Origin of the sequence: Diaphorobacter ruginosibacter (assembly GCF_040396215.1) — a bacterium.
In the GTDB taxonomy this organism is placed as follows: domain Bacteria; phylum Pseudomonadota; class Gammaproteobacteria; order Burkholderiales; family Burkholderiaceae_C; genus Diaphorobacter_A; species Diaphorobacter_A ruginosibacter_A.
In genome coordinates, this window is sequence record NZ_JBEBOW010000116.1 from 1 (window position 1) to 12503 (window position 12503).

The 12503-nt window shown below is 65.1% G+C and carries 10 protein-coding genes; 4 read left to right on the forward strand and 6 right to left on the reverse strand.

What is annotated here, in order from left to right:
* Positions 1 to 7 precede the first annotated feature (7 nt).
* Together ABWP92_RS13475 and xsc are read right to left on the reverse strand one after the other, a co-directional pair.
* A complete protein-coding gene (locus ABWP92_RS13475) occupies positions 8 to 1021 on the reverse strand; it encodes a bifunctional enoyl-CoA hydratase/phosphate acetyltransferase (protein ID WP_502907536.1) in 1014 nt (337 codons plus the stop codon).
* A 179-nt stretch (positions 1022 to 1200) separates the two neighbouring features.
* Complete coding sequence (gene xsc / locus ABWP92_RS13480) at positions 1201 to 3018, reverse strand: sulfoacetaldehyde acetyltransferase (protein ID WP_353235904.1); 1818 nt, start codon at positions 3016 to 3018, stop codon at positions 1201 to 1203.
* Between the two features lie 143 nt (positions 3019 to 3161).
* On the opposite strand from xsc, the gene ABWP92_RS13485 reads away from it, so the two are divergent.
* Genes ABWP92_RS13485 through ABWP92_RS13495 form a run of 3 tightly spaced genes read left to right on the forward strand, consistent with a single transcriptional unit; the run spans position 3162 to position 6667 of the window.
* Positions 3162 to 3983: an IclR family transcriptional regulator gene (locus tag ABWP92_RS13485; protein WP_353235905.1), complete on the forward strand. Its 822-nt coding sequence runs from the start codon at positions 3162 to 3164 to the stop codon at positions 3981 to 3983.
* Positions 3976 to 4971, forward strand: a complete 996-nt coding sequence (locus tag ABWP92_RS13490) for an AAA family ATPase (RefSeq protein WP_353235906.1) — start codon at positions 3976 to 3978, stop codon at positions 4969 to 4971. Before ABWP92_RS13485 ends, ABWP92_RS13490 begins: the two co-directional genes overlap by 8 nt.
* Positions 4961 to 6667, forward strand: coding sequence for a cobaltochelatase CobT-related protein (locus tag ABWP92_RS13495; RefSeq protein ID WP_353235907.1), 1707 nt, complete (start codon positions 4961 to 4963; stop codon positions 6665 to 6667). Before ABWP92_RS13490 ends, ABWP92_RS13495 begins: the two co-directional genes overlap by 11 nt.
* 177 nt (positions 6668 to 6844) lie before the next feature.
* Here the strand turns inward: ABWP92_RS13495 and ABWP92_RS13500 are convergent, their stop codons facing one another.
* The 4 genes from ABWP92_RS13500 to ABWP92_RS13515 all read right to left on the reverse strand — a co-directional run bounded on the left by ABWP92_RS13500 (position 6845) and on the right by ABWP92_RS13515 (position 11700).
* Positions 6845 to 7735, reverse strand: coding sequence for an ABC transporter permease subunit (locus ABWP92_RS13500; RefSeq protein ID WP_353235908.1), 891 nt, complete (start codon positions 7733 to 7735; stop codon positions 6845 to 6847).
* On the reverse strand, positions 7728 to 8516 hold the full coding sequence (locus ABWP92_RS13505; protein WP_353235909.1) for a taurine ABC transporter ATP-binding protein: 789 nt from the start codon (positions 8514 to 8516) through the stop codon (positions 7728 to 7730). The genes ABWP92_RS13500 and ABWP92_RS13505 overlap by 8 nt, the downstream gene beginning before the upstream one ends.
* 95 nt (positions 8517 to 8611) lie before the next feature.
* A complete protein-coding gene (gene tauA / locus ABWP92_RS13510) occupies positions 8612 to 9619 on the reverse strand; it encodes a taurine ABC transporter substrate-binding protein (RefSeq protein ID WP_353235910.1) in 1008 nt (335 codons plus the stop codon).
* Between the two features lie 659 nt (positions 9620 to 10278).
* Entirely contained in the window at positions 10279 to 11700 is a 1422-nt protein-coding gene (locus ABWP92_RS13515) for an NAD(P)/FAD-dependent oxidoreductase (protein WP_353235911.1), read from the reverse strand.
* A gap of 352 nt (positions 11701 to 12052) precedes the next feature.
* Here ABWP92_RS13515 and ABWP92_RS13520 point away from each other — a divergent pair, with 352 nt between their 5' ends.
* Positions 12053 to 12454, forward strand: coding sequence for a nuclear transport factor 2 family protein (locus ABWP92_RS13520; RefSeq protein ID WP_353235912.1), 402 nt, complete (start codon positions 12053 to 12055; stop codon positions 12452 to 12454).
* Positions 12455 to 12503 lie beyond the last annotated feature (49 nt).

Genomic DNA, 12503 nt, shown 5'->3' on the forward strand with positions numbered 1-12503 from the left:
GCGGCGCTCAACTGGCGAGCACGGCCAGCGCGCAGGAGGCGATACGCGCCTGGACCGAGTCGGAGCGGCTGGTGAGCACGATCGGCACGCGCATGCCCAGCACCAGGCCCGCGCATTCGGCATCGGCCATGTATACCAGCTGCTTGTAGATCATGTTGCCGGCCTCCAGGCTGGGCACCAGGAGCACGTCGGGGCGACCCGCCACTTCCGATGCGATGCCTTTGTTCTGGGCGGAGCGCAGCGAGATGGCATTGTCATAGGCCAGCGGACCGTCCACGATGCCGCCGGTGATCTGGCCGCGGTCCGCCATCTTGGCGAGCGCGGCGGCGTCGATGGTGCCGGGAATGGCCGGGTTGACCGTTTCCACCGCCGAGAGGATGGCGACGCGCGGCGTGGCGATGCCGATGGATTGGGCCAATTCGATCGCGTTCTGTGCGATGTCGCGCTTGGCCATCAGGTCGGGGAAGATGTTGACCACGCAGTCGGTCATGAGCAGCGGGCGCTCCATGCCGGGCATGTCCATCACGAACACGTGGCTGGCGCGGCGGCCCCCGCGCAGGCCGGCTTCCCGGGCAACTGCCGCGCCCAGCAGTTCGTCGCTGTGAAGGCTGCCCTTCATCAGTGCCCTGGCCGCGCCGTCGCGGCACAGCGCCGCGGCCTGCGCCGCGGCTGCGCGCGGGTCATCGGGCGTGTCGTGGATCTGCGCCTGGCCGAGGTCTATGTCCGCCTGCGCGGCCGCTTGCTCGATGCGCTGCCGGGGGCCGACCAGCAGGGGCTTGATGAGCCCCGCATCGGCGGCCTGCATGGCCGCCTGGAGCGAGCCCGCGTCGCAGGGATAGGCGACCGCCACCGGGATCGCGCCCTTGGCGCGTGCCTGTTCCAGCAGACGGTCGAGGTGCGGGCGCGGCTTGGGCTGCGCATTGTCCACAGCGACCGGGGTAGGGGTGGTGGAAGCCATGATGGTGGTGTCTCCAGACCGGGTGATGGATGAATCGTTTTTCTGCGGCTGGCGGGCGCGCATGGCATGGCATGCGTCGCCGGCCCTCGCCTCAGCCCTCTGCCGCGCGCGGCGCATGAAAGGGCTGGGGCGAGGGCGCAGTCCGGCGCCGGGCCGGAATGCGCGGCCCCGGTTTCCCGGGGCTGAAAGCGCTCTGGTTGAAAGCGCTCTCTTGCGGGAATCGCGGGGCCGGCCCGCAGGGGTCAGACGTAGTCCTTGTACTTTTCCAGGAAGCGCACGGGCTTGGAGAGGGCGTCGCGGCGGAACGGGTCGCCCAGTTCGCGGGTGCACATGATTTCGATGACGCAGGTCTTGCCTTCCTTCATCTGCATGTCGATGGCCTTCTTGAGGGCCGGGCCCACGTCCTCGAGCTTGTCCACGACGATGCCTTCGGCGCCCATGGCCTTGGCGATGTCCGCGAAGCTCTCGCTTTCCAGCTCACCGGCGACGAAGCGGCGGTTGTAGAAGTCCACCTGGTTCTTCTTTTCCGCGCCCCATTGGCGGTTGTGGAACACCACGGCGGTCACCGGGATGTCGTGGCGCACGGCGGTCATGATTTCCATCATCGACATGCCCCAGGCGCCGTCGCCGGCGTAGGCGATGGCGGGACGGTCCATGGCGGCGCACTTGGCGCCGATGATGGTGGGCAGGGCGTAGCCGCAGTTGCCGAACGACATGGGGGCGAAGAACGAGCGCGGCTCGTCAAAGCGCAGGTAGCTGTTGGCGACCGAGTTGATGTTGCCGATGTCGGTGGAGACCATCACGCGGGCGGGCATGGCCTTTTCCAGTTCGCGCAGCACCTGGCGCGGGTGCAGGTACTCGCCGCCCGTGGGCGGCTTTTCCTTCCTGGCTTCTTCGATCATGTCGAGGCTGTACGCGTCGCGCTCGTGCGTCCACTCGTCGAGTTCCTTCTCCCACGCATCCTTCTCGGCCTTGATGGTTTCGGCGCGGGCGGCCTTGGTGGCGTCGCTGTCGAGCGTCACGTTGGCCAGGCGCTTGACCAGTTCTTCGGCGACCGCCTTGGCATCGCCATTGATGCCCACGGAGATTTTCTTGACCAGGCCCAGGTTGGTGTGATCGGCTTCGACCTGGATGATCCTGGCGGTCTTGGGCCAGTAGTCCATGCCGTGCTGCGGCAGCGTGCCGAACGGGCCCATCCGCGAGCCCAGCGCGATGACCACGTCGGCCTGCGCGATCAGCTTCATCGCCGCCTTGGAGCCCTGATAGCCCAGCGGGCCGGCCCACAGCGGGTGCTTGGCGGGGAAGGCGTCGTTGCGCAGATAGCCGGTCGCCACGGGCGCGCCCAGGCGTTCCGCCAGGGCCTGGGCGGCGGGAACCGCATCGCCCATCACCACGCCGCCGCCGGCCAGGATGACCGGGAACTTGGCGGTCTTGAGCAGTTCGACGGCTTCGTTCAGGCTCTTCTCGCCGCCGTGGCCGCGATCCACGCGCATGGGCTTGGGGATCTCGCACTCGATCTCGCCATAGAAATAGTCACGCGGGATGTTCAACTGGGTCGGGCCCATCTCGGACATGGCGCGGTCAAAGCAGCGGCCGGTGAACTCGGCCATGCGCTTGGGGTTCACGACGTGGCCCTGGTATTTGGTGAATTCCTGGAACATCGGCAGCTGGTTGGCCTCCTGGAAGCCGCCCAGGCCCATGCCCATGGTGCCGGTTTCGGGAGTGACGATCACCACGGGGCTGTGGGCCCAGAAAGCCGCGGCAATGCCCGTCACGCAGTTGGAGATGCCGGGGCCGTTCTGTCCGATCACCAGGCCGTGGCGGCCGGAGACGCGCGCATAGCCGTCGGCCATGTGGGCAGCGCCTTGCTCGTGCACCACGGGGATCAGGCGGATGCCCGCCGGCGCGAAGATGTCCATGGCATCCATGAAGGCGGAGCCCATGATGCCGAACATTTCGGTAACGCCATTGGCAACGCAGGTTTCCACGAATGCCTCGGAAGGGGTCATTTTGTTGACGCCTTCAACGACCTTACGATTGTCGACTTTAGCTTTAGTCATCCTTGTCTCCTGGTGGGTGATGAAAAAATGAAACCTTTGGTTCCGAAAATAGAAATCAGTGGCGCAAGTCTACGAGAAAAATTCGCGCAAGTGCAAGAAATTTCTTTTTTCGGAATAAATTGACTAAAAAAACGGAACTAAATATGATCGATGACGTTATGAAGAACACCGACAACAGCACGGCCAAACTGGATGGAGACACGCCCAACCTGCGTCTGTTCGCGCTTCTCGAGGTCATTGCGCACAAGGACACGCCTTTCACGCTGCAGTCCATCGTGGAGGAGACGGGGCTGCCCAAGCCATCGATGCACCGCATGCTCACGCAGCTCGAGAGCGCGGGCATCCTGCAGCGCGACGGCAACGGCCGGCACTACTCCACGGGCAGGCGTTTGATGCGCCTGGCTGAGAACGTCCTGCTCAACAACACCACGCACGGCGCGCGCCATGCGGTGCTCAGCAATCTGGTGCGCGACCTCGGCGAGAGCTGCAACATCACTGCGTTCTCGGGCAGCGAAGTGCTGTATCTCGACCGCGTCGAGACGCCCGCGCCGCTGCGCTTTTATCTGCACCCGGGCTCGCGCGTGCCCGCGCACTGCTCCGCCACGGGCAAGCTGTTCCTCAGCCAGATGGCGCCCGCGCAGCGGCGGCGGCTGCTGTCCGCCGCGCCGCTTCAGGGGTTCACCTGCAACTCGCTGACCACCTTCGAGGCGGTCGATGCCGAACTCGACAAGGTGCGTGAACAGGGCTACGCATTCGACAACGAGGAGTTCCTGCCGGGGCTCCTGTGTCTTGGCGTCCTGGTGCCCTCGCGCGGCGGGCACTCCAACATGGGCCTTGCGGTGCAGGCGCCCATCATGCGTTTCTCCAAGGAGAAAGCGCTTTCCTTTCTTCCCAAGTTGCAGGCCGCGGCGGAAGCGATCGCCTGCATCAACGACGATGTCCCGCCCGGAGCCGATGATGACTGACCTGACCCAGCTGCAGCCCACCGCCACCGCCACCGTTGGCGTGCGCGAGGTATTCGGCATCGATACCGACATGCGCGTGCCGGCGTTTGCCGACCGCACGGAGCACGTACCCGGCGCCGATGCCGCCTACCGTTTCAATCCGCAGGTCACGCTGGCGATCCTGGCGGGCTTCGCGCACAACCGCCGCGTGGTGATCCAGGGGCTGCACGGAACGGGCAAGTCCACCCATATCGAGCAGGTGGCGGCGCGCCTGAACTGGCCTTGCGTGCGGGTGAACCTGGATGGCCATATCAGCCGCCTCGACCTGGTGGGCAAGGACGTGATCACGCTGCAGGAGGGCAAGCAGGTCACGCAGTTCCAGGAGGGTATCCTGCCGTGGGCGCTGCAGCGCCCGGTCGCCATCGTGTTCGATGAATACGACGCGGGCCGTCCGGACGTGATGTTCGTGATCCAGCGGGTGCTCGAGCGCGAGGGCAGCTTCACGCTGCTCGACCAGAAGCGCGTGATTCAGCCGCATGCCCATTTTCGGCTGTTCGCCACGATGAACACGCTGGGCCAGGGCAACCTCAGCGGCCTGTATCACGGCACGCAGATGCTCAACCATGCGCAGCTCGACCGCTGGAACCTGGTCACCACGCTGAACTATCTGGCGCCCGAAGACGAAGCGGCAATCGTGCTGGCGCGTGTGCCGCAGATGGATACGCCGCAAGGCCGCCAGCAGGTCGATGCGATGGTCGCGCTGGCCAATTTCACGCGCAAGGGATTTGCGGTGGGGGACCTGTCGATCCTGATGTCGCCGCGCACCGTGATCACCTGGGCCGAGAATGCGCAGATTTTCCATGACGTGAAGCTGGCGTTCGAGCTCTCGTTCCTCAACAAGTGCGAGCCCGCGGAGCGCGCCATCGTCGCCGAATATTTCCAGCGTTGCTTCGGGCAGGAGCTGAACGCCCGCGCGCAAGACCCCGCGGTGCAGGCGCATGTCGGCTGACGCCAGCCCATCCAGAGCGAAGCCCTCGCTGGCGGAAATGGAGGCGTGGGGCGCGGCGATGCTGCGCGCCATCACCGGGGATGCGTCGCTGCAGTGGAGCGGCCAGACCTTGTACGCGGGCACCATGCCGCAGGCGCTTACGGCGGCGCATCACAGCAATGTTCCCGTGGAGCTTGCCGATCAGCGCGGCATGCTCGACAGCGCGGGCCTGCGCCTGCGGCTGAGCGCCCAGCCGCTGCACCGCGCGCATCTGCCGGCCGACCCCGTGGAGCGCATGGTGTTCGAGCTGCTCGAACAGCTGCGCGTGGAAAGCCTGGCGCCAGCGAGCTGGCCCGGCGCGCGCGAGAACATGCGCCAGCGCTTTCTGGGGTGGGCGCAGGCATTCATCGATTCGGGGTTGACCGAGAGCAGCCTGGGCATCCTGTTGCTCGCCGTCGCGCTCACGGCCTGGAGCCGGCTGACCGATCAGGAAATGCCCGAGCGCATGTCCGATGCGATCGAGTCCACGCGCATGGCGATATCGCCGCACCTGGGCGGTTTATGGCTGCAGTTGCGCCGCCAGCGCCAGGACCAGGCCGCGTTCATCGGCCCGGCGCTGGCCGTGGCGCGCTGGGTGGGCGAGGCCGTGCGTACGGCGCAGGAAGAGGCGCCGCGCGGCAACGCCAACCCCAGGCGCCGCGGCAGCTTCGCGCTGCCGCTGCATTTCGATGCGCAGAACCTGGACGAACTGCCGCTGGCGCGGACAGGCGACAGCCGCGCATGGGCAAGCTCGTCGCAGGCCTACCGCGTTTTCTCGCGCCGGTACGACCGCGAGGAAATGGCGGATGGGCTGATCCGCGCCGCGCAACTGGCGGAGTTCCGCGCCGACATGGATGAGGAGATCGCCCGCTCGGGGCTGCACGTGGGCCGGCTCGCGCGGTACTTTCAGCAGCGGCTGGCGAAGCATCATCGCGATGGCTGGAACTTCGGCCTGGAGGAGGGCTACCTGGACGGCGGCCGGCTCACGCAACTGGTGAGCGATCCGCAGCAGCGCGCCATCTTCAAGGACGAGGCGCAGCGGCCCGTGAACGAGACGGCGGTCACCTTCCTGCTGGATTGCTCGGGCTCGATGAAGAGCCATGCCAAACCCATGTCGATGCTCGTCGACGTGCTGGGCCGGGCCCTGGAGATGGCCGGAGCATCGGTCGAGGTACTGGGATTCTCGACCGGAGCATGGAATGGAGGCCGCGCGCGACGCGAGTGGCAGCGCGCGGGGCAGCCGCAATTTCCGGGGCGGCTCAACGAGCGGCTGCACATCATCTTCAAGGATGGCGCAAGGCGCTGGCGGCACGGCCGCCACGGCATCGCCGCGCTGCGCAAGCCCGACATCTTCCGCGAAGGGATCGATGGCGAAGGTGTCGAATGGGCCTGCCAGCGGCTGCTGGCGCGGCCCGCGAAGCGGCGCATCCTGATGGTGATCTCGGATGGCTGCCCGATGGACACCGCCACCCATCAGGCCAACGACGAGCATTATCTGGACCAGCATCTGCGGCAGGTCCTTGCCGCGCGCGAGAGCGCCGGCGACGTCAAGGTCTGCGCCCTGGGCGTGGGGCTGGACCTGGGCGTCTTCTACCGGCAGCGGCTGGCTGTCGATCTGCAGCAGAACATCGACGAGGGCCTGCTGCGGGCGGTCGCGGACCTGCTGTGCAAGCGCTGATCTCCTCCCCGGTCCGGTCCGTATCGGAGTATTGAATCCAGGGCGTCGGCTGGCGCAAAAAAGGGCGGCTCTTTCGAGCCGCCCCAAGCAGGCAATGCCGGATCCGCCGTGGTTGCTGCCCGCGGTCATCCGGCAGAGTGTCCCGCGCCCATCCGGCGCGGGAATTCCTTGGATGGCCTACATGCGGCCTTTCCAGGGCACCAGGCGTTTTTCGATCCAGCGCATGAACAGGTCGAAGATGTAGGCCACGACGCCGATCACCACGATGCCCATGATCACGATGTCGGTGCGCAGGAAGTTCGACGCATTCAGCACCATCTGGCCGAGACCGACATTGGCGGCCACCATTTCAGCGGCCACCAGGGTGGTCCAGCCGAAGCCGATGGCGATGCGCATGCCCACCAGGATGTCGGGCAGGGCGGCTGGAATGATCACGTAGCGGATCACCTGCCAGTAGCTCGCGCCCATCGAATAGGCGGCGTTGATCTGCTCCTGCGCCGCGCTGCGCATGCCCGAGCGCGCGGCCAGGGCCAGCGGCGCAAAGCAGCTCAGGAAGATCAGCAGGATCTTGGGCGTCTCGTCGATGCCGAACCAGATGATGATCAGCGGCAGGTAGGCCAACGGCGGCAGCGGGCGGTAGAACTCGATCGGCGGATCGAAAATGCCGCGCGCGATGCGCGACATGCCCATGGCGATGCCCAGGGGCACCGCGACGATGAAGGCCAGCCAGAACGCCACCGTCACGCGCAGCAGGCTCGCGGAGAAGTGCTGCCACAGCGGCTTGTCGTTGGCCTGTCCGGTCAGGTACTCGTAGAACTGCTGGAACACGGCCTGCGGGCTGGGCAGGAACAGCGGCTTGACCCAGCCCAGGTTGGTGGCGGTGAACCATAGCGCCAGCAGCACGATCACGGTGGCGATGCTGATGCCCACGCTGGAGCCTTCGCCCGGCGTCTTGAAGCGGCTGGTCTTGACCGGACCCGGCGGCGGCGCGGGCGGCTTCTGCGGACTGCTGCGAACCGCTTGCGGCTTGCTCGTTGGAATGTTGTTCATTGAAATAGCCTCAGACATGAGCGGGCTCCCGGTGATGGATAAGGCCAAGTACCTCTTCACGCAACTTGATGAAGTCGGGGCGGGATTTGACGGCGCGGGCGTCGCCCGTGCGCAGGAACTCGTGGCAGAAGGGCATGTCGTCATAGATATGCGAGATGCGGCCGGGGCTGGGGCTCATCACGATCAGGCGGCTTGCCAGGAACAGCGCCTCCTCCACCGAGTGGGTGATGAAGAACACCATCTTGTTGGTGGCCTTCCAGACCTTGAGCAGGATCTCCTGCACTTGCTCGCGGGTGAACGCATCGAGCGCGCCCATGGGCTCGTCCATGAGCAGCAGGGCCGGGTCGTTGGCCAGCGCGCGTGCGATGCCCACGCGCTGCTGCATGCCGCCCGAGAGCTCGTACACGGCGCGTTTCGTGTAGTTCTGCAGGCCCACGAGTCCGAGTTTTTCCTCGGCGATCCGGGTGCGCGCCTGAAGGTCGACGCCGCGCATGCGAAGGCCCAGCGCGACGTTGTCGACCACGTTCAGCCAGGGCATGAGCGCGTGTTTTTGAAACACCACGCCCTGGTTGGCGCCGGGCCCCTGGATCGGCTTGCCGTCCAGCAATATCTCTCCGCTGGATGGCGCGAGAAAGCCCGCCATGCAGTTGAGCAGCGTCGTCTTGCCGCAGCCCGATGCGCCAAGCGCCACCACGAAGTCTCCATCGTTCATGGTCAGGTTGACCGGGGCCAGGGCTTGCAAATGCCCGCCCTTGACCTCGTAGTTGACGGTCAGGTCGCGTATATCCAGAGTAGGCATGTCATCGCCCTCCAAAAGAAAATGAAGTGATCCAGCCACCGGCGGGGCTCGCGGTGTTGCGCGCTTACCCCGCGGCGGCCCGCGATACCGGCTTCTTACTTGCCGAACGCCTTCTTGACATATGCGTCGGTAACGAACGCGGAATAGTCGGGCTTGACTTCCTGGATGCGGCCCTGCGATTTCAGGAACGTGGCCGTGTCCGCCATGGCCTTGGCGGCGCCGCCGCCCAGCCATTGGGCCGTGAGTTGCTCGTCGGCGCTGGGGAACTTGTAGAGCGACATGGCGGCCGGCACATCCTTGGGATCGGCCTTGCACCATTTGGCGATGGCCTTCACTTCGGCGGAATCGGGATTCCATTTCGAGAGGTTGTCGCGCACCTGTGCGCTGGCACGGTTCAGCGCCTTCACGAAGGCCGCCATGAACTCGGGATTCTCCTGGGCGAACTTGGAGGTGACGACGATGCCCTCGAAGGTGGGAAACCCCATTTGCGCGATCGAGCCGGAGGTGGCCAGCACCTTTCCCTTTTGCTTGACCTTGGCGAGCACCGGGTCCCACACGAACGTGCCGTCGATGTCGCCGCGTTCCCAGGCGGCGGCGATTTCCGGCGGCCGCATGTTCATGATGTTGACCTTGCGCGCATCCACGCCTTCCTTGCCCAGCGCCGCGATCAGTTGATAGTGCGCCGTGGAGACGAACGGCACGCCGATGCGCTTGCCCTCCATGCTCTTGAAGTCGGTGACGCCGCTGCCGTTGCGCGCCACCAGCGCCTCGGCGCTGGCGATATCGGCGGAGATCCAGAACAGCTTGATGTCCTGCCCCTGGCTGGCGGCGGCTGTCAGCGGGCTGGAGCCGAGTTCGCCCATCTGCACGTCACCCGAGGCCATGGCGCGGATCACATCGCCGCCGCCGGAGAACATGCGCCAGTTGATCTTGTAGCCGGTCTCTTTCTCCACTTCGCCGGACTCCATGACCAGGCGCAGCGGAACCAGCATGTCCTGGTTTGCGAATGTCACCGTTTTTTGCTGCGCGCCCGCGATGCCCGCGATGGCGAGCGCCGCCGCCGCGATGCCTGCCTTCAGCACAAACCGTTTTTGCATTGTCATTGTCGCTGTCTCCATTGTTTTAGAACGAAATCGGTTGAACTTCAAAACCAGAAAAACACTTCTTGTTTGCTGACACTCGGGATGTATTGCCTGCGGACCTCTTCTCTGGGCTGAACCGATTTCCAACCCGCCGGGCGCAGGCTGCGTGCATTGCATGCGCGAGTGCCGGACGGCCGTCGAAAGCCGGCCCATCCGTGAACGGCGCGGGCTTTCGAGGTGAATCGTAGTGAGCAACCCGATGGAGCCAGTAGGGCCAGTTGGCCTCTATCGTTAGAGCCAGTGGCGGCAGGCGATGCGCATTGCACCGGGATCCGCGCCCGCGCCCGCGGGGGGCGCATAAGATTTGAATAGCGCGATTCGTTGTCCGGCATGGCTTTGCAGCGGATCGAGGGTGTGATGCGAGACTGTCTGGCGCTCGCGGTTTCCAGTATGTAGGTGCTTTCACTGATCTGCTCCGGGCGAGTGGATGAAGAGCCGTCTTCAAGCATTGCTCATGCGTTGAACGGGCATGGTGAGTGAAGCATCAAACGTGCCAATTATTTTTATAAGTTATTGAAAATAAAAGAAAAAAAGGAGATCCTCCCCTGCGGGATGAATCTCCTGAATCGCAGCGGAGGCTACGTTTACGCTAAGTTGCCGGGGCAGGCGCGCGGCGGGCGTCAGCCCTTCTCGTCCTGATGGTGGTACCAGTGGTAGAGGAAACGCTGGCCCATGCGCCGGAATGGTGCGAAGGATTCCGCGCGCACCGTGTTGAATACGTTGGGATATTCCAGCTCGGAGTTGTAGATCGGGAGCTCGAATGCCTTGAGGTGCTGGCCCGCGATGCGTTGTGCCATGCGGCGGCCCGCATGCGCGGAGAACGACACGCCGTTGCCGCCATAGCCCACGGCGTAGAAGATCGTCTCTTTCGGGTCGGGCTGCGTGATGCGCGGCATCATGTCGTGGCTCACGTCCACCCAGCCCCACCACGAGTAGTCGATCTTGATGCCCTTGAGCGCCGGAAACTTGTGGTGCAGTCCATCGACCAGCTTGGCCATGTGTATGGGGTTGGGCGCGTCCGCGCCGGTGATGGAGCTGCGGCTGCCGATCTGCACGCGGTTGTCGGGCAGGCGGCGGTAGTAAAAGCGCAGCGTGCGGGTATCGGTGATCACCTGCGTGGTCTTGAAGTTGGTGGCCTCCAGCTCTTCGGGCGTGAGCGGGCGCGTGACCAGCGAATTCGAGAGGATGGGCATGATCTTGTTGCGCAGGCGCGGGTGCAGCTTGTTGCTGGTGTACCCGCCGGTGGCAAAGCCGACCGACCTGGCCTTGACGATTCCGCCCGGCGTGCGCAGGCAATGCACGCCATTTCTGGTCTCCACGTCCAGCACGGGGCTGGCGGGGTGAATCCTCACGCCGAGTTCCCGGGCCTTGCGCAGGTAGGCGAACGCGAGCTTGAGCGGGTGCACGCCGATGCCGTCGGGTTCATGCATCGCGCCGAAGCTGTCGGCGTCGTTGACCCAGTCGCGCCGGACTTCCTCCCTGGTGAGCATTTTTGCGTCGTAGCCGAAGACTCCGCGCATCAGCTTGGTTTCGCTGCGCAGGAAATCCATCTTCTTCTCGCGGTGCGCGATGTAGAGATGGCCGCCGGGCTGCGGCTCGCATTCGGGGAATTCGGCGACCAGGTCCTTGAAGGTCTGAAAGCCTTCGCGGATCTCCGCGTCCAGCTTGAGCGCGGTTTCCTTGCCGTAGCGGGCGATCCAGCCCGAGCGGTACAGGCGGCCGCTGGCGTTCTGTCCTTGTCCTCCGTTGCGGCTGGTGCAGCCCCAGGCGCTTTGGTTGGCGTCCAGCACGATGGCCTTGATGCCGTGCTCGCGCGCCAGGAAGAGGGCGGTGGACAGTCCCGTGAAACCGGCGCCGACGATGACCACATCGGCTTCGATGTCGCCCGCGATGGGGCCGTCGTCTTCGGGCGGGATACCGGCCGTGCCCACCCAGTAGGTGGGCGCATAGCCCGTACCGCGCCCCGGGGTGGCGTCCACCAGCGGATCGTATTGCGGGTCGTAGGGGCGCATGTAGCTGGGGCGTACGTCCTCTGCCTTCATTGTGGTGTCTCCAAAAATGCGCCCTGGCTTGGGACAGGCGCGATCGTCCAAAAAGCGTTTGCGTGTGATCCAGCCGATTGCCGGCCAGCGGGGAACAATCGCTGGCGCGGTGCGTGGCCTGGACAATGGACTTGAGCATAGCCATGGCGCCGGCTTGCGGTTAGCGCCAGCGCGGGCCTTTTCATAAGTCCAGATGCGGGCCGCCGCGTCCGGGGCTGGACTTAACGATTGGCGGGGACTGGTTCTACGAATCCGGCCGTTGCATGCATAACATTCGTTCCCATCGTTTTGCCTGCCGCGCATCGGGTTCCCGGCGTGGCGGCGTGTATTTTCCGAAGGACAAGGAGACAGCATGAACACCAGCAACAACCAGCCCGACGCGCAATTCCTGGCGCGCTTCGCGGAGGCCTGGAATCGCCATGACATCGACGCGCTCATGAGCTTCATGGCCGACGGCTGCGAGTTTCACGCCGTGGCCGGCCCGGATGAGCTGGGCAAGAGTTTTGTCGGTCTCGATCAGGTGCGCGAGGGCTTCAAGGCCGCGTGGGGCGCGTTCCCCGACGCCGCCTGGGTGGATGGCGACCACTGGGTGCATGGCGACCGTGGGGTGTCGGAGAGCACGTTCAAGGGCACCGCGGCCGATGGCTCGCGCGTGGAGGCGCGCATGGTGGATGTGTTCACATTCAAGGATGGCAAGATTCTCGTGAAGAACGCGTTCCGCAAGAACCGGCCGGCCCTCGCCAAGGCTGCCTGAGAACGTGTTTACGATCTCTACGCAGCCGCGTTGGAGTGCAATCGGGATG

Coding starts and splice junctions, on each gene's coding strand:
- ABWP92_RS13475 (WP_502907536.1), bottom strand. CDS start 1,021: ATGCGCGCCCGCCAGCCGCAGAAAAACGATTCATCCATCACCCGGTCT.
- ABWP92_RS13485 (WP_353235905.1), top strand. CDS start 3,162: ATGATCGATGACGTTATGAAGAACACCGACAACAGCACGGCCAAACTG.
- ABWP92_RS13495 (WP_353235907.1), top strand. CDS start 4,961: ATGTCGGCTGACGCCAGCCCATCCAGAGCGAAGCCCTCGCTGGCGGAA.
- ABWP92_RS13500 (WP_353235908.1), bottom strand. CDS start 7,735: ATGTCTGAGGCTATTTCAATGAACAACATTCCAACGAGCAAGCCGCAA.
- ABWP92_RS13520 (WP_353235912.1), top strand. CDS start 12,053: ATGAACACCAGCAACAACCAGCCCGACGCGCAATTCCTGGCGCGCTTC.
- ABWP92_RS13515 (WP_353235911.1), bottom strand. CDS start 11,700: ATGAAGGCAGAGGACGTACGCCCCAGCTACATGCGCCCCTACGACCCG.
- tauA (WP_353235910.1), bottom strand. CDS start 9,619: ATGACAATGCAAAAACGGTTTGTGCTGAAGGCAGGCATCGCGGCGGCG.
- xsc (WP_353235904.1), bottom strand. CDS start 3,018: ATGACTAAAGCTAAAGTCGACAATCGTAAGGTCGTTGAAGGCGTCAAC.
- ABWP92_RS13505 (WP_353235909.1), bottom strand. CDS start 8,516: ATGCCTACTCTGGATATACGCGACCTGACCGTCAACTACGAGGTCAAG.
- ABWP92_RS13490 (WP_353235906.1), top strand. CDS start 3,976: ATGACTGACCTGACCCAGCTGCAGCCCACCGCCACCGCCACCGTTGGC.